Here is a 16,755-nt window from a genome sequence, read left to right on the forward strand (position 1 = left end):
CATAACTTTTTGTAGGGGTGAAGCTATGATTGGTTTGAAATTGAAAGACAAGCAGGAGCTTTCGATCCTGCTCTGGCTCAAGAAGGCGAAATTCCTCATCTTAGGTCGCGAAGCGGATAAAGGATTGCTGTTCAAATTGTTTATTTACTTGATTTTGCTCGATACCGCCTATATTTATTTGAAGCCAGTGCTGCATATGGTGACTACTATGGTCAAAAATTCCAGCGATTTGCTCGATCCATCCGTTAACTGGTTTCCGAGGGTCGTCTACTTCGGCAACCTTCAGGAGGCGTGGGAATGGCTGAAATATCCGAAGGCGCTAAGCCTTACCTTCATAATGGCCTTATCTGTCGCTACATTGCAGACTCTTTCCTGCGCTGTAACCGGCTATGCTTTTGCCAGGCTGAAAATTCCTTTCAAAGGACTGCTGTTCTTTTTCCTGCTGCTGACATTCATTGTCCCGATGCAGGTTACGATTCTGCCGAACATTATTTACGCACGGGAGCTAGGGCTGTTAAATACGATTTACCCGATCATTGTTCCGGCATTTTTTGGTCTCGGCTTGAAGGGAGCTCTATTCGTTATTATTTATCGGCAATTTTTCTCCACACAGCCCAAGGAGCTTGAGGAGGCAGCCCGAATTGATGGGGCCAATGTGTTCAAAATCTTTTATAAAGTCATGATGCCGCTTGCTAAACCAGCTATTCTCGTGGTGTTCTTGTTCTCCTTCGTCTGGACCTGGAATGATTTCTATTTGCCAAGCATGTATTTGGCTGATATCGAAACCGCTCCATTGTCCATGGGGATCTCGCGAATCGCTACGGCGCTGAGACAGCAGGCTGAGCAGTTCGGACCGTCTGTCACGGACGAAGCGATTCGCATGGCGACAACATTTTTAATGATTATCCCGCCTATGCTGTTGTATACGTTCACGCAGCGCTGGTTCATTGAAGGTGTAGAAAGAACGGGCTTGGTGGAGTAGGAGAGTGTGTGGAGTTTGTCCGATGAATGACGAATTTGCTTTCATCGGTCAGATTCCTTGAAATGAAGCAAAAAGAATGGAGGCTCCTTACAATGAGACGATTACTGGGTCTTATGGCGGCAATGGTGATGATAATATCCATCATGGGATGTTCGTCATCTACAAGTGGAAGCGTTGCTTCGGATGGATATTCGGAGGCCAACGCTAAGAAGGTTATGTTAATCAGAAAGAAAGAGGGCAGCGGAGATCCGTTTATCATCAACCATTTGAAGAAGCTCGGCTACCAGGTTATGGATATTGTAGACAGCGACTTTACCGTTGAGAAAGCTAAAGGCTATGGGGTGATTTATGTGAGCGAGTCCGTCAACTCCTCCAAAATAGATCCTAAATTGAAGAACTCTACGATACCCGTTGTGTATGCCAAAGCGCAAGCAGCAAGTGATGCCGAGTTGGTGGGTGTTCAGAAATTCGGGCAGGATGATGGGGTGAAAACCGTTCGGATTATAGATAGCAAGCATCCGATTGCCTCCGGGTTAAAAGATACGGTTGCTCTCTATAAAGAAGATGGCCGAGTAGGTTACGGGCTTCATCCGGCTAAGGATGCTTCGATCATCGCTCAAATTCCTGCAAGTGGGGACAATAAGAAGGCGGCTATTTTTGCCTATGAGAAAGGCGCCAAAAATATGTCCAACACTGCCGTGCCAGCACGCCAAGTATTTTTCTCCATGCCAAGCGGCGAAGAAATTAAGCTTACCGATAATGGATGGAAGCTGTTCGATGCTGCAATTGAATGGGCTTCGCTTAGTGGCAAAAAGTAAGGAGTTAAACTAATTTAATTTTAGGAGGGATTATATCAATGAAACGATTGCTGAGTTTGATAGTGACCGCAATGATGATTTTCACCCTTATGGCTTGCAGTACAGTGCCTGCGAATGTAGAAAAGCTTGCGAATCAACCGGCTTCGAATACTTCCAAAACCCAAAGCAATGGAAAAAAGGTTCTTTTCGTTGGAAAAGACAGTGGCGGAGACGCGCTTGTTATTAAGCGTTTAAAGGAGAAGCATGGCATGGAGGTTACCGTTATCGCCGATAAGGAGCTGAAAACGGAGAGTGCCAACGGTCATGTGTTAATTTTTGTAAGCGAGTCCGTGAATTCCGGTAAAATAGGCGATAAATTTGTAAAAACGCCAATACCTGTCATTTATGCGGAGCCTCAATCCACCAGTGATACAGGAATGACCGATGTTGATTCCTTTGGGGCTTTTGTTGGAGCTAATACGGTGAAGACCATTCAGATCAAGGACAGCAAACACCCGCTGGCAGCAGGGCTATCAGGCGCTGTTGATGTATACAAGGAGAACGGGAAGATGGGCTTTGCCATCCCAGGCAAAGAAGCTATCGTCATAGCTACGGTACCTAAAGAGGATCAGAAGGCGACTATTTTTGCCTATGAGAAGGGCGTTAAAAATGTGAAAGGCGATCCGGTTGCGGCACGTGAGCTGTATTTCTATATGTTCAACGGGGAAGAAATCAATCAGAGCGATGATGGCTGGAAGCTGTTTGATGCAGCTGTTCAGTGGACCACCGGGAAAAATTAACCCTCGAAATAAGGAGAGGTGAGCGACATGGTTCGTATGGCAAGTTTTCTGCTTGCAGTTCTGCTGCTGATTTCCTTAACCGCATGTTCATCAACAAATAATGTACCGAATGAGAGCAGAAAAGCACTTTTTGTCGGCAGGGAAAACGGTGGAGATGGTATTGTTATCAAGCATATAAAAGCACTGGGATTCCAGGTTGATGTATCGTCGGACAAAGATCTGACAGCTGAGAAAGCTGTGGGTCACGCCTTCGTATTCGTAAGCTCGACTGTGAACTCGAATAAAGTGGGCAATAAATTAAAAGCATCCCCGGTGCCTGTTATTTATGCGGAATCGCAAAACATGGGAGACCTGAACTTATCGGGCAAAGAAACAGATACGGATAATGGAGATTTTGCAGGAAAAACGATAGCGATAAAAGCCGCCAACCACCCTATCGCATCCGGTTTGCAGGGAAGCGTGGAGGTCTACCAACAGGAGGGCAAGATTGGCTTCATCGTTCCTGGCAGCGAAGGGGTCATTGTTGCTTCTTCCCCGGATAATGAACAAAGAGCGGTGATTTGTGCTTTCGAAAAGGGAGCCAAAACTATGAATAACGAGCCGCTTCCCGCCCGTCAGGTGTACTTTTATATAGTTGGAGGCGAAGAGATTAACCAGACAGACAATGGCTGGAAGCTGTTCAGCTCTGCTGTTCAATGGGTGACTGGAGCTAAATAGCAACCTTTAAGGGAATCTGTTTTCAATAAAGGAAAGATGCAATTAACAACCTATAAAAGTGGAATAGTCCCCCAATGAATATAACCGAGGTTCGTATTAAAGTAGAACTATGATCTTGTAAGTTTGAATAACTAACCTTGGACAATCAAATTTCACTTTTGTTATCAATTACAAGCGCTTACATACAAAGTGCTTTTGGGAGATGCAGAAGCTTGTATTGCGTATAGGTTGGTTAACTATTAAGGGAGGTTTCAAACCGAATATGAAAAAAATGGTCAAAACATCAATGGTGGTCGCATTGGCATGCTCCGTTATGGTAGGCTGTACGGCCGACCCTGTTGCAACGGACAAAAATCCAGATCCCGGTAAAACGACTAAAGCTCCGGATAATGAAATATTTATTTACACCTCTTACCCTGCTTTTTACGCTAAAGAAGAAAATTGGGATAAGCAAGTCGGCCAGTATTTAAAGAAGAAGTTTCCGGATCTCACTATTAAGCATGTCCATTGGGATAAAGGAAGAGAATATAAGGATTTAATTGCAGCCGGTACGATTCCCGACATTATTATCGATAATGCCCGGATGAACTATGAAAGATATATTTTGAAAAATGATCTTCAATATGATATGACTGAGCTAATTAAAAAGTTTAATTTCGATACGAGTAAATTGAATCCTGCTGCGATGGCACAGATGAAAAATATGACGCCTGAAGGTAAGATCTATGGCTTGCCTTTCCAATTAAGCGACTTCGTGCTTTTTTATAACAAAGACATCTTTGATAAATTTGGCGTCGATTATCCGAAGGATGGCATGACCTATGATGAGATCTATGAATTGGCCAAGAAGTTGACTCGTGTGGAAGGCGAGAACACATATAAAGGCTATCAGCAGCATCCGGGTTTGTACATGACGTATAATCAGCTTTCATTGCCGCCACTCAGCCTGACGGAGGATAAAGCACAATTAAGCACGGACGGTTGGAAAAAAGAAGTGGATAACCTGAGACGCTTCTATGAAATTCCGGCCAATCAGTTTACTTCCGTTGATGACTTCCCTAAGGGGAAAATGGCGATGAGTGTGCATGTATCCGAAAAAATTATTCAATGGTATGAGCAAAATAAAAACTTGAATTTCGATATCGCCGCAATGCCATCCTTCGCCGATGTTCCCAAGACGAAAGCCCAGCCTAACATGTACGCGGCGTACATTGCACAGCAATCGACCAAGAAGGATAAGGCGTTTCAGGTCATAGCTTATCTTCTATCGGAAGAGATGCAAATAAACTTCTCCAAGGAAGGCATCATCGGACCTTTAGAAAGCCAGAAGGTGCAAGAGGCGTTCGGTAAAAACTTGCCGCAAATGCAGGGTAAGCATACGGAATCGATTTTCTACAGCAAAAATGCAATGCCACCGGCAGCTCGTGCTAATGGCCTGACCCATGTTGATGTACCTTTGCATAATGTATTTGCTCCATTAATTTTCGGAGAATCCAAAGATTCGGCAACGGCGCTAAGAATGATTGAGGAACAAACGAACAAAGGTATCTTAACGGAAAAAGCCGCTAAATCGAAATAAGATTTTATGTAAGACTGAATAAACAAACCTCCAGAAGCGCCATACAAGTGGTGCTGGAGGTTTGTTTTATCAGATTTTAGAATGAAATGGCTAGATGACAGGGGGAATTAGTTCGATGAAACGTTTGCTCATGCTGCTCTTCGCGGCTTTTATGGCAATATCCATCATTGGCTGCTCAGCAGCAACAGATAAGCCTGCTCCGAATGCAGCTTCCAAGGCTCCTGAAGTGACAACGCCTCCGAAGCAAGCTGAAGCACCTAAGGCTGCGGAGCCGAAAGCACCAGCGGAAGCACCGAAGGCCGAGGATCCGAAGGCTCCGGCGGAAGCGCCGAAGGCTGGGGAGACGAAGCCGGCCGAAGCACCGAAGGCCGAGGAGACGAAAGCGCCAGCGGAGGCGTCAAAAGCTCCGGCCGAAGCGCCTAAAGCAGCGGAGGTGAAAGCTCCGGCGGAAACACCGAAGGCCGCTGAACCGGCAGCCCCGACGCCGGCACCAGCTCCTGCATCTGCACCGAAGCAGGAGGAAATTTCCGCCAAAGGGAAAAAGGTTCTTCTTGTCGGCAGGGAGAAGGCTGGAGAGGATATAGTTGTCTCAAATCGTTTGAAGGCGCTTGGTTTCGCAGTCACCATTATGCCTGATAAGAACTTCACCGCTGATAAAACGAATGGTTATGATCTTATTTATATTAGCCAAACGTTGAACTCCAAGATGGTTAAGGATGGGGTCATGAAGGATGTAGCCATACCGACTGTGTATGTGAAAAATCACGGAATGTACTATCTCGGATTGTCGTCTATTGAAGAAAACGCCAATATTTTTAATGTCAAATCGATTGATATTGTAGACAGCAATCATAAGGTGGCTGGCGGTTTATCCGGTACTGTCGACATTTACAAAGAAACCGGTCCTAAAATGGGTATCGGTTATGGGCTGCCTGGCAAGGAAGCCAAAATCATTGCAACAGGTCCAGGGGATAAAAGCAAAGCGACCATCTACTATTACGACAAAGGCACGAAAGCGGATGATGGATATGCAGTAAAGGCGCGTATATCGTTTTTCTATTTGAATAATCAAATGGAAGAAAATACAACGGCTGATGGTTGGAAGCTGTTAGATAACCTGGTTCTATGGACTTTACAAAACGGCTAATTTCAACACGATAATAAGTGGAGGTTTGAAATGAGCTTACAATTAAAAAGATACGCTTTAGCTGCTTTTTCGCTCATTTTGCTGGCGGGCTGCGAGCAAGGGCTTGTGTCAAATCCTGTTGCTTCGGTCGAAAAGAAATCGGTTGATCCATCGCCTGAAAATGAAATATTCATATATACGGTCAACCCGCCTTTTTACGCGAAAGAGGAATATTTTGATAAGCAGATCGGTCAATTCATCCGTAAAAAGTTTCCGAATACAACCATCAAGCATGTTCACTGGGATAATCCGGGCAGACAATATCAGGATTTAATCGCAGCAGGTACGATTCCCGATATTATCATCGACAATACTCGTATGAATGTACAGAGGTGGATCATCGATAATGATCTGCAGTATGACATTCGGGATTTGATCAAGAAGTACAACTTTGACACAAGCAAGCTGAATCCGGCTTTGATGGCGCAGATGGGAAATCTGACTAAGGAAGGGAAGATATATGGACTTCCTTTTAATAATAACGATTTCGTGCTCTTTTATAATAAGGATATTTTTGATAAATTTGGTGTCGAGTATCCGAAGGATGGCATGACGTACGATGAGGCCTATGAGAAGGCTAAGAAGCTGACTCGCGTGGAAGGTGAAATTACGTACAAGGGATACTCTCAAAACCCTGGTCACTATATGAACTATAACCAACTGTCGCTCTCACCGCTTAGCCAGACAGAAGATAAAGCAAGCATGAACAACCCGGAATGGAGGAAAGCCGTAGACAACTTAAGGCGTTTTTATGATATTCCTGCCAACCAATTCGATACGGTTGAAACCTTCGCTTCGAAAGGCAATATCGCGATGGCTGTGGCAACGGTTGACCATCTTGTATCTTTCCAGGAGCAGAATAAAAGCCTGAACTTCGACATTGTGCCGGTTCCTTCTTTCAGTGATGTGCCTGATACAAGGTATCAACCTAATGTATATTCGATGTATATTACGAAGCAATCCAAGAAGAAGGATATGGCTTTTCAGGTAATGGCGGCGCTGCTTTCAGAGGAGCATCAGGTTGAGCTGGCTAAAGAAGGTGTAATTGTGCCGATGGAGTCGGGTGCGGTCGTGCAGGCATTCGGACAGAACCTTCCGCATATGAGAGGCAAAAATACGAAAGCCATCTTCCATGGCAAAACAGCTATGCCTCCTGCAGCGAGAGCCGACGGCTTGCTCTGGTATGACGTGCCTATGCAAAATGTATTCGCACCGCTTATATTCAAAGAATCTAAGGATTCTGCAACAGCGCTGCGTATGATTGAGGAGCAATCGACCAAAGGAATAGAAACAAAGAAAGCTTCGATAGTTCAGCTCGATAAGGCTGCAAAAAAGTAAACATACCAGCACTTATAAAATATTAAATTAAGGAAGGTGCATAGAATGAAAAAAATACTATCGTCCCTATTATGCTTTCTGCTGTTAACCTTGACTGTTCTTCCATTTGCTTTTGCAGCGACAACGACACCGGAAACTCCAGCGGTAAAAAGTGCAGCTGATTTTAAAGATTTGAAGGATCTCCCGCAAGATGAGAAAGCCAAATTCGATGAATTGATTCGTGGTGGTGTGTTTAGCGGATTGTCGGAGGATACATTTGGTTTGGATGCCAAAATGGATCGTGCCCAGTTTGCGAAGGTGGCTGCGATTATTTTTGCCTTGCCCCTGGATAATACGCTGGCCAAAGCATCGTTTACAGATGTTAACCCTGATCATTGGTCATTTGTTTATGTTGAAGCTCTTAAAAAAGCGGGACTTACCAACGGATATGATTCCGAAGGAAAAACGTATAACCCGTCCGGAGTGGTTTCACGTCAAGAGCTTGCTGCCTTCCTTGTTCGGGGACTTGGGTTGGATGATGCTGCGAAAAAAGCTGCTCCAGCGACAGATGCTACGGTAGATGATTGGGCGAAGGGTTATGTGTCGCTTTCACTAGAGAAGAAAATTTTGATGAAGCAGGATGATGGTACCTTTGACGGTGCGGCGTCGGCTACGCGGAAAATGCTCGCTAATGCAAGCTATGAGGCGAAGAAAATTTTCGGTTCGGCGGGCAAGACAGATCCGGCAACTCCTACGACTCCGGGAACAACGACTCCGGCTACGCCAGGGACGACAACACCGTCGACACCAGGAACGACGACTCCTGCGACGGGAACTACGCCAGGAAGCACGACACCAGGAACGACAACACCAGCACCAACGACTCCGGCGAAAACGGATTCCCAGTGGCAAGTATCTGCTAAAGGGAAGAAGGTGCTTATTACTAGTGATCAAAAGAAACCTAGCGCTCCTGAGTTAAGCGATGATGAAAAACCGGCAGTGGCCCGTTTGCAAGCATTGGGTTTCGAAGTTACTCGTATTTCTAGTACTAAAATCGATGCCAGCATAACCGCTGGATACGATCTCATTGTTATCGGAGCTTCAACCAACTCTAAGTATGTTAAGAAGAAGCTGAAAACAATCGATATACCGGTTCTATACATCAAATCAATTTCATTTGGAGATGCCGACTTTTCAACAGTAGCGGAAAACACTACCATTCCTAAGCAAACCAAGATAACAATACAAAAAAGTGATCATCCGATTGCATCGGGAATTAAAGGAGATGTTGAAGTCTTTTTAGATCCATCTTATGTTGCATTCGGTATTCCGAGCAGTGATGGTGTCATAGTTGCTTCCGCGTTGGGTGACCCAACTAAAGGGGTAATCATCACTTATGAGAAAGGAACTAAGAATGTTTTAGGTGAAAGCATAACAGCTCGTACTGCACTATATGGTGTGAGAACTATTGGAGATATTAAAAACTCCGGTACGGATGAGTTTTGGAAATTGATGGATTCTACAGCGATGTGGCTTATTCAAAAGCCGGGCAGCTAATCGAGAATAAACAATAAAACGTCCATCCTGATCAGCAGGATGGACGTTTTTATGCTGAGCATCGAACAATTACACAGTTTTTTTGTTAAGCAAGTTAATAATGAAGCAAACAACCTATAAAGTTGAAATAAAAGCCCTAAACGATAACAGCGTTTTCATAGTAGAGTTATTAATATAATGCATAGAGAACTCTGAGTATGCTTTCAAAACTAGTTTTGCAAAAGCAATGCTCATCTTGAGCTTACGAAGCAAGTTTCCCTTTTGGAAAACCCTTAGGAGTGTGAAACCTTTGACGATTCTGAATCAGCCGTCCCCTAACGAGCCTTTAGTAAAAGCAGTAGGGATTACAAGGGTGTTCGGACGAGGCACTGCTGCCGTACATGCGCTAAAAGGCGCCGACCTCTCTATCTCAACGAACCGGCTTGTGGCCTTAAAAGGAAGATCAGGCTCAGGAAAAACAACGCTGCTGAATATTCTGGGTGCACTGGATAAGCCTACTGAAGGCAAAGTTTTTTTCAATCGAGAGGAAATTAGCAATTATTCGGATAAGAAGCGCAATGAGTTGAGGCGTATACATATGGGTCTAATTTTTCAATCCTTTGCACTAGTCCCACTGATGACCGCATACGAGAATGTGGAATTTGGTTTGCGTATTGCTGGCGTTCAACCAACGCTTCATAAGGAATATGCGGAAAGAGCCTTGGATTTGGTGGGCTTGAAGTCAAGGATGAAGCATCATCCCTTCGAAATGTCAGGGGGCGAGCAGCAGCGGGTTGCCATTGCAAGGGCAATTGCCCACAAGCCTTCATTAATATTAGCGGACGAGCCGACGGCTGAGCTTGATAGCAAGATGGGGATGCAAGTTATGAAAGTGTTCAAGGATCTTGTTCATCGTGAGGGTATGACCATTATGCTAACAACACATGATCCTGCGATTATGAGTGTAGTCGATCAGGTATACGCATTGGAGGATGGTCAAATTGTCGAATAAGCTTTCGCGCAAGCTGTTGTTGCTAGCTGCAGTTGGTATCGTCACGGGTACTTTATCCGGCTGTTCCTTGCTGCCAGTTGAAGAAGAAGATCTGCAGCCGCCACTTGTTCAGCCCGTCAAGGAGACACTAAATGTTGTGGAAGCAAAACGTTCTACAATAGCCAAGCAAATTACAGGTGTGGCTACATTTGTTTCGGATAAAACGAACTACCTGTACTATAAGACGCCTGCTGGCAAGCTAATATCTATTGATGTCAAATTGGGAGATAAGGTTAAGGCTGGAGATGTAGTTGCATCAACAGAAACAAGTGAGCTGGAAACGAAAATTCGACTGCAGGAAATTGCTATAGAAAAGGTCAAAATTTCTTTTATGCAAGAAATAGCCGATAAGGGTGCGGAAGATCCGGCTGTACGCTTGAAAGTATTGGATATGGAAAGTGCTCAGCTCCAATTGAAAGCGCTACAAACACAAGTAGCCAATTCCAGACTCGTTGCCCAATCTGATGGCATTGTGACGTTCGTAGAACCTCTAAAGTCTGGAGAAGAGGTATCTGCTTATAAACAAATTGTAACCCTATCCGATCCCAGCCAAATAAAGCTGGTCTATACGGCCTCAAGCCAGAATGATTTGGCTGGGGTGGAAGTGAATATGGATGTCGCTGTGAAAATAAAGGATAAGATGTATAGCGGAAAGGTAGTTCAAACCCCAATTAGCGCTGCTCCGAGCGACAATAAAACCATACAAGATAAAAACAACAAGTCATTAGTCATAGATGTTAAGGATGCGCCCTCTGATGCAACCATTGGATCTCAGGCGGATATTACTGTAGTTACGGAAAAACGGGACAATGTAGTTGTGATCCCAAGGGCAGGCTTGAGAAGTTATATGGGACGTGACTACGTGCAAGTGCTTGATGGGGAAAGCCGCAAGGAGATCGATGTGGAGAAAGGAATTGTTGCAGCAACTGAAGTTGAAATACGCAAGGGAATAAGTGACGGACAGAAAATAATTATGAACAACTAGGAGGCCTAGACATTGGCATTATTTATCATGATCCTGCGCAAGATGATCAATAATAAATGGCTGGAGCTTAGCCTTCTGTTCGGTCTGGTCCTATCCGTTGCACTTACGAGCAGTATGCCTATTTACACAAACGCTATTTTACAGAGATTACTGGTGCAGGAGCTTCAAGCGTTGCAAACGAGCAGCAGTCAATATCCAGGTATTTATTGGTTATCTGTCAATTTAAATCCTGATGATAAAGAGAAAAAAACTAAAATTAACGAAACCGATGAATTCTTGAAGAAGACGGGCAAGCGATTTGGAGTTCCGGTGCAATATTACGTTAGGGAAAGATCGACTCAAAGATACGGTCTTAGTCCTGCAGAGCCTGATAAAGTAGACACTAACAGACAACGCTCTGCCGATATAACAGCCTTGGAAGACTTCGAGGAACACATCCGTTTAATCGATGGCCGCATGCCGGCTAAGGAGCCTGTTAATGGAGTATATGAAGCGCTTGTAGTACCTGAAGCCCTGACTGAGCTGGGTATGGTCATTGATACGGTGTTCGTCATTCGAGACGAGATTAACAAGGAATCCATTCAAATTAAACCGGTAGGTGTATTCGACCGCAATGACTATACAGATGTTTATTGGTATAACATTCCAAGCAGCTATAAAAATAGCTTCCTTGTAGATTTTGCGTTGTTTGAAAAAGAGTTCATCAACGATGCCAAATTAAATGTTCAATCGAGCTACTGGTATCTGGCACTGGACTATTCCAAGATGACTTTAATGACCATAAACTCTTTCATTTCTACCCACTTTATGGTTAATGAGCATATGGACGAACGCTATGAAAACCACAATTATAATGCTCCTGCCTTGCAAACGCTCGGCGCTTATTATGTAAAAGAAGCCAATCTGAAGATCATGCTCTGGTCGTTGAATGTACCTGTAGTATTGATGCTCGGCTTTTATTTGTATATGGTAGCAAATCTCATTACCGAACGTCAAAAGACAGAGATCGCAGTATTGCGAAGCAGAGGCGCCAGCCGAATGCAAATTATTTTAGGATATGTGGCAGAGGGTTTAGTGCTTGGAGCCATCGCTTTTTTTGTGGGGCCATACTTAGGGATGCGGTTGACTAGTGTGTTGGGAGCCTCCAGTGGGTTCCTTGAATTTGTACAGAGGGCTAAGCTGGATGTTTCTCTGAATCAGGATGCTTTCCTGTATGCGCTGATTGCAGTTGCGAGTTCTCTGGTAATGACACTCATTCCTGTATTTCTTGCGACCAAGGTAACCATAATCGGGCATAAGCAGCAATCCGCCAGACAGTCCAAAAGCTCATTTTGGCATAAGTATTTTATCGATGTTATTTTGGTCGGGATAGCTATGTACGGGCTGTATAACTATAAAACACGGATCAAAGATTTGCTATCGTTAGGTCTTAAATCTGGAGATTTACGAGTAGACCCACTTTTATTTTTGATACCTGCTCTTTTTATTCTGGGCATGGGGCTGCTTGTGCTTCGTCTATATCCTTTGTTCATGAGATTGGTTTATAAAACGGGCAGACGGTGGTGGTCCCCTGCCTTGTATTTCACATTAATTCAAGTCAGTCGTTCTACTATTCAATACCAATTTATTATGGTGTTTTTAATTATTACTATTGCCACTGGATTATTCAGCGCTAGTGCTACGCGTACAATTAACAAGAATACAAGTGATAAAATCCGTTATTCGGCTGGGGCCGATATTACGATGCAAATTCGTTGGGAGAATGATGCTCCGCCCGCTATTTTAACGGGACTGACTGGCGATGACGGTTTAGAAATTCAGGAGGAGCAAGCCGATAGTACAGAAGCCAAACATAAAACCCAATATACAGAGCCGTCTTTTCTCCCCTTTACTCAGCTGCCCGGGGTAGAGCATGCGGCCAAAGTTTTTATAAAAAAAGACGCTACCTTTAAAAAAGGCAAGACCGAAGATAAGGTTGAGCTGATGGGAATCGACACTAAGGAATTCGGGCAGACCGGATGGATGAGGCCTGGATTAATGGGACATCACTTTTTTGATTACTTAAATTTGATCGCATCTAATCCGTCAGCTGTTCTAATATCCAGATCGTTGGCCGATGAGTATAGCTTGAAATCAGGAGATACCATTACTGTAGGCTGGTCAGGTATTGAAGGTACCCGCTTTACTGTATTCGGTATTATTGATTACTGGCCGTCTTGGAATCCTAACCCGGGTACGGGCGACAAAGTGACGGTTACTTCAAAGCAGGGAACGACAACTAAAATTAATAAACCAAAATTAATTGTGGGCCACCTGCCGTATATCCAAAATAATATGGCGTTAGAGCCTTATGAGGTATGGCTGAAGCTTAAACCGGATGCAAGCAGTCAGTTGGTATATAAGGCTGTCGCTGAACACGGCTATGATATAGAGGATTTAAGAGATGCCAAGCAAGAGCAGATCAAGGCGATAAAGGATCCCTTCCAGATGGCGATTAATGGTGTAATGACTTTGGGTTTCCTTATATCCGTCTTTATATGTTTTTTTGGATTTCTGCTCTATTGGATTTTATCGCTCTCCGCTCGTACACTGCAGTTCGGTATCTTGCGTGCAATGGGGATTTCCTTCTTCCAGCTTCTTCTTATGCTGATAGGCGAGCAGGTTTTAATCTCCGGTGCAGCGATATTTATCGGAATTGGAACGGGCAGTATTACAAGCCAATTGTTTGTGCCCTTATTTGAAATGTCCTTCGACCCGAAAACACAGGTGCCGCCTTTTAAAGTGACTTTCGATGCCCGTGATCAAGAGCGGCTTTACTGGATTGTCACTATGATGATTTCGGTAGGTTTGGTAATTCTCGGCTATATTGTATCGCGTATCCGTATTCATCAGGCTGTCAAGCTCGGGGAGGATTAAGATGATCCATTGCGACAATTTGGTAAAGATTTATAAAATCGCAGACTTAGAGGTTGTTGCTCTTCAAGGATTGGACCTGCATGTGGAGTCAGGCGAACTGATGGCTATTATAGGCAACAGCGGCAGCGGGAAGTCAACCCTTCTTAATATGCTGGGCGGGCTGGATCGACCATCGGCTGGGAAATTATCCGTGGATGGCAAAGATTTACTAAATCTTTCGGAAAAAGAACTAGTGAAATACAAGCGTGAAACGGTCGGCTTCGTTTGGCAAAATAACGGCCGAAATTTAATTCCTTATTTGACGGCTTTAGAAAATGTTGAATTGCCAATCTTACTGAAAGGCCAGCGCAAGCGGGAACGAGCGATGGAGCTGCTGGAGGCTGTTGGCCTCAGTCATCGCCTCAAGAATCGTTTAAACCAGCTGTCAGGAGGTGAGCAGCAGCGTGTGGCCATAGCTATAGCACTGGCCAATCACCCTAAGCTTCTGCTTGCGGATGAGCCGACGGGTTCTGTTGATACGAAAATGGCCAATCAAATACTCGATCTGTTTCGCCAGCTGACTAAGAGCCTGGGGATAACTATCGTGATTGTAACGCATGATCCCCTGCTGGCTAAGAAGGTAGATCGTGTGGTCGCTATCAGGGATGGGAAGACCTCGTCAGAAATATTGCGGCGGAAATCTTATGACCAAGAATTGCTTGAAATGAACACATTTGTTGAAGTGCAGGAAGAAGATTCTCATGTAGAATATGCCGTAATTGACCAAGCGGGCAGGCTGCAAATACCTGCCAACTATTTAGAGACGATTGGAATGAAGGATTCCAACAAAATCCAAGTTACGCTGGAGGATGGCAGAATTGTGCTGCTACCTCCTCCCGAGCTGAACACTAAGTAAAAGGAGACTATAAACAATGAATGAGACTAACACAAAGCAAATTCCAGATACATTACTTTTAGAGGAACGAGCAGGGCATGTTCTCGATGCTATTATAGGAATGGCTGATGAGGATCATGGATATATTCCATTTTTCGGAGCCAATTTGATGGAGCAGCCTGCATACCTTACACATGGGGATTGGGATTATGGTTCCAGCCATGGCCGCTTAATCGATGCTTTGATATTGGCGAGACATATGACGGGGGAAGAAAAGGGCAGAGATATCGAGGCGAAATATCGGGAGAATTTCCTAGGTTTCTTTAAGGAGGATGGACTTAGCTATCGTTTGAAAAACCCGAAAGCACCCTGGGAGCCCACAGCAAACTTAATTGACCAGCGAGCAGTTATTCTTGCTTTGACCTCCTGGTACATGTCTACTGGAGATAGGAAAATCAAACATGTTGCGGACAAACACGTTGCTGCTTTAAAAAGGATCGCGATCAAAGAGCGGGATGTATGGTACTATCCCGCCTCTGAATATACGGTAAACGGCTGGCCTTCTGCTAACGCCGTTCAACTGAGGCTTGCTCCAGACCCCGCTGCATTCAGCGGACGTTTGATTATGCCGCTATTGAAATATTATGAATTGACCGGAAATTCGGATGCCTTTGAATTATGTCAATATTTCACATCCATGATTGTTCACCGCAGCGGGGTGTTTAACCCGGATGGAAGCTTTAATGATGCTCTTGCTTATCGAAGCGGACATTTCCACACACGAATAGGGACGCTTGATGCTCTGGCTCGCTATGCGGTGTTCACTAAGGATGCTTCCATCACTCATTTTGTTAAGAAGAGCTATGACTGGGCACTGACTTGGTGCACTTCTTTTGGCTGGACTCCTGGTGACATCCATGACCAAGCGTTCGAGCATGAGACGTGCTCCTTAGTCGATCTTATATCTACAGGAATCACATTGGCACAAAGTGGATACACCGAATACTGGAGTGTCGTTGAGAGATTTTTGCGCAACCACTTAACCGAGTCTCAATTGCTTAATCTGGACTGGGTTGTTGATTCAGACAACAAGGACATGGATGATGTCGGCCTGAAATCCTTCTTCAAGGTGGCTCAAAGGACTCGGGGGGCATTTGCGGGGTATTCAGCGCCTAACGACTTTTGCTGCGATGTCAACGGGGGCAGAGGACATACCAGCGATTTGCAAACCTGCTGCATTGGATCGGGTACGCGTGGACTATTTATGGGCTGGAGCAACACGATTACGGAAGAACATGGTACAATTAGTGTTAATTTTTTATTAAATCGTGGCTCTCGTTGGCTGGATGTTAGCAGTCACCTTCCTCATGAGGGACGAGTGGAGCTGGACATACATCAGAACCTTCCAAAACTGTTGATCCGCATTCCTGACTGGGCTGGGTATGCCAAAGTGTTGGTTCGTCGTGAGCTGGGGGGTACTGTAGTTACTCAAGCTGGAAGCGACCCAAGTATTTGGGTGAAGCAGCGTTTTCTCGTATTGGGAGAAGCTCGTGAGGGTGAGAAAATCACGGTGACCTTCCCGCTTAGCCACCGTCAAACGGTCGAAAAAGCTATGGGAGAAGAATTTATCACGAAGTGGCGTGGAGACGATGTTATTCATTTAAGTCCCGAGGGAATTCATCATCCTTTTTACAATAACCGACAAATTTTTGATAAAGCTCCATTGAGGGATGGACAATATCGCAGGCTGAATAAAGAGTTTTATTGGTAAATAATAGGGAGGGCTGTCGTTTAAGCATTATGGGACGGCAGCTTTTCCTTACTAAGTTGTAATTAAGGTACACGAAAGGGGATTTGTGCCTATAAATCTGCAATAAATCCCCTATATTATGTTCATCATTTCGTAATATTTTAGATATATAGAGGGAAGCTCTGAGGCAGAGGGGGATGTAGGGCTCAACCATAAATAAAGCGGAAGCGGGTCAGTAAGTAAGCAAAGTAAAAAGTAAGCGTTT

Annotated in this window: 13 protein-coding genes; all 13 read left to right on the top strand. The window is 44.5% G+C overall.

Going from position 1 to position 16,755, the window contains the following annotated elements; all coding sequences use genetic code 11:
- Positions 1-25 precede the first annotated feature (25 nt).
- The gene (locus NV381_RS08615; protein ID WP_258212864.1) at positions 26-982 is read left to right on the top strand and encodes a carbohydrate ABC transporter permease; all 957 of its coding nucleotides are present in this window, start codon (positions 26-28) and stop codon (positions 980-982) included.
- A gap of 92 nt (positions 983-1,074) precedes the next feature.
- On the top strand, positions 1,075-1,800 hold the full coding sequence (locus tag NV381_RS08620; protein WP_258212865.1) for a hypothetical protein: 726 nt from the start codon (positions 1,075-1,077) through the stop codon (positions 1,798-1,800).
- Positions 1,801-1,838: 38 nt separating this feature from the next.
- Positions 1,839-2,579: a hypothetical protein gene (locus NV381_RS08625; RefSeq protein ID WP_258212866.1), complete on the top strand. Its 741-nt coding sequence runs from the start codon at positions 1,839-1,841 to the stop codon at positions 2,577-2,579.
- Positions 2,580-2,606: 27 nt separating this feature from the next.
- Positions 2,607-3,296, top strand: coding sequence for a hypothetical protein (locus NV381_RS08630; RefSeq protein ID WP_258212867.1), 690 nt, complete (start codon positions 2,607-2,609; stop codon positions 3,294-3,296).
- A gap of 262 nt (positions 3,297-3,558) precedes the next feature.
- Positions 3,559-4,875 (top strand): ABC transporter substrate-binding protein, encoded by a 1,317-nt coding sequence (locus tag NV381_RS08635; RefSeq protein WP_258212868.1) that lies wholly within the window; start codon positions 3,559-3,561, stop codon positions 4,873-4,875.
- A gap of 115 nt (positions 4,876-4,990) precedes the next feature.
- The gene (locus NV381_RS08640) at positions 4,991-6,022 is read left to right on the top strand and encodes a hypothetical protein (RefSeq protein WP_258212869.1); all 1,032 of its coding nucleotides are present in this window, start codon (positions 4,991-4,993) and stop codon (positions 6,020-6,022) included.
- Positions 6,023-6,052: 30 nt separating this feature from the next.
- Entirely contained in the window at positions 6,053-7,399 is a 1,347-nt protein-coding gene (locus tag NV381_RS08645) for an ABC transporter substrate-binding protein (RefSeq protein ID WP_258212870.1), read from the top strand.
- A 45-nt stretch (positions 7,400-7,444) separates the two neighbouring features.
- Complete coding sequence (locus NV381_RS08650; RefSeq protein WP_258212871.1) at positions 7,445-8,935, top strand: S-layer homology domain-containing protein; 1,491 nt, start codon at positions 7,445-7,447, stop codon at positions 8,933-8,935.
- Positions 8,936-9,224: 289 nt separating this feature from the next.
- Positions 9,225-9,926, top strand: coding sequence for an ABC transporter ATP-binding protein (locus NV381_RS08655; protein ID WP_258212872.1), 702 nt, complete (start codon positions 9,225-9,227; stop codon positions 9,924-9,926).
- Positions 9,907-10,950, top strand: coding sequence for an efflux RND transporter periplasmic adaptor subunit (locus NV381_RS08660; protein WP_258212873.1), 1,044 nt, complete (start codon positions 9,907-9,909; stop codon positions 10,948-10,950). Before NV381_RS08655 ends, NV381_RS08660 begins: the two co-directional genes overlap by 20 nt.
- 12 nt (positions 10,951-10,962) lie before the next feature.
- The gene (locus NV381_RS08665) at positions 10,963-13,866 is read left to right on the top strand and encodes an ABC transporter permease (RefSeq protein WP_258212874.1); all 2,904 of its coding nucleotides are present in this window, start codon (positions 10,963-10,965) and stop codon (positions 13,864-13,866) included.
- Between the two features lies 1 nt (position 13,867).
- The gene (locus NV381_RS08670; protein ID WP_258212875.1) at positions 13,868-14,761 is read left to right on the top strand and encodes an ABC transporter ATP-binding protein; all 894 of its coding nucleotides are present in this window, start codon (positions 13,868-13,870) and stop codon (positions 14,759-14,761) included.
- 16 nt (positions 14,762-14,777) lie between these two features.
- On the top strand, positions 14,778-16,511 hold the full coding sequence (locus tag NV381_RS08675) for a glycoside hydrolase family 127 protein (protein WP_258212876.1): 1,734 nt from the start codon (positions 14,778-14,780) through the stop codon (positions 16,509-16,511).
- The last annotated feature ends 244 nt before the right edge of the window (positions 16,512-16,755 follow it).

The organism is Paenibacillus radicis (ex Xue et al. 2023) (assembly GCF_024722015.1).
In the GTDB taxonomy this organism is placed as follows: Bacteria; Bacillota; Bacilli; order Paenibacillales; family NBRC-103111; genus Paenibacillus_S.

Bases quoted from the DNA above. Each gene is read 5' to 3' on its own strand.
- NV381_RS08615 (WP_258212864.1), top strand. From the start codon at position 26: ATGATTGGTTTGAAATTGAAAGACAAGCAGGAGCTTTCGATCCTGCTC.
- NV381_RS08620 (WP_258212865.1), top strand. From the start codon at position 1,075: ATGAGACGATTACTGGGTCTTATGGCGGCAATGGTGATGATAATATCC.
- NV381_RS08625 (WP_258212866.1), top strand. From the start codon at position 1,839: ATGAAACGATTGCTGAGTTTGATAGTGACCGCAATGATGATTTTCACC.
- NV381_RS08630 (WP_258212867.1), top strand. From the start codon at position 2,607: ATGGTTCGTATGGCAAGTTTTCTGCTTGCAGTTCTGCTGCTGATTTCC.
- NV381_RS08635 (WP_258212868.1), top strand. From the start codon at position 3,559: ATGAAAAAAATGGTCAAAACATCAATGGTGGTCGCATTGGCATGCTCC.
- NV381_RS08640 (WP_258212869.1), top strand. From the start codon at position 4,991: ATGAAACGTTTGCTCATGCTGCTCTTCGCGGCTTTTATGGCAATATCC.
- NV381_RS08645 (WP_258212870.1), top strand. From the start codon at position 6,053: ATGAGCTTACAATTAAAAAGATACGCTTTAGCTGCTTTTTCGCTCATT.
- NV381_RS08650 (WP_258212871.1), top strand. From the start codon at position 7,445: ATGAAAAAAATACTATCGTCCCTATTATGCTTTCTGCTGTTAACCTTG.
- NV381_RS08660 (WP_258212873.1), top strand. From the start codon at position 9,907: ATGGTCAAATTGTCGAATAAGCTTTCGCGCAAGCTGTTGTTGCTAGCT.
- NV381_RS08670 (WP_258212875.1), top strand. From the start codon at position 13,868: ATGATCCATTGCGACAATTTGGTAAAGATTTATAAAATCGCAGACTTA.
- NV381_RS08675 (WP_258212876.1), top strand. From the start codon at position 14,778: ATGAATGAGACTAACACAAAGCAAATTCCAGATACATTACTTTTAGAG.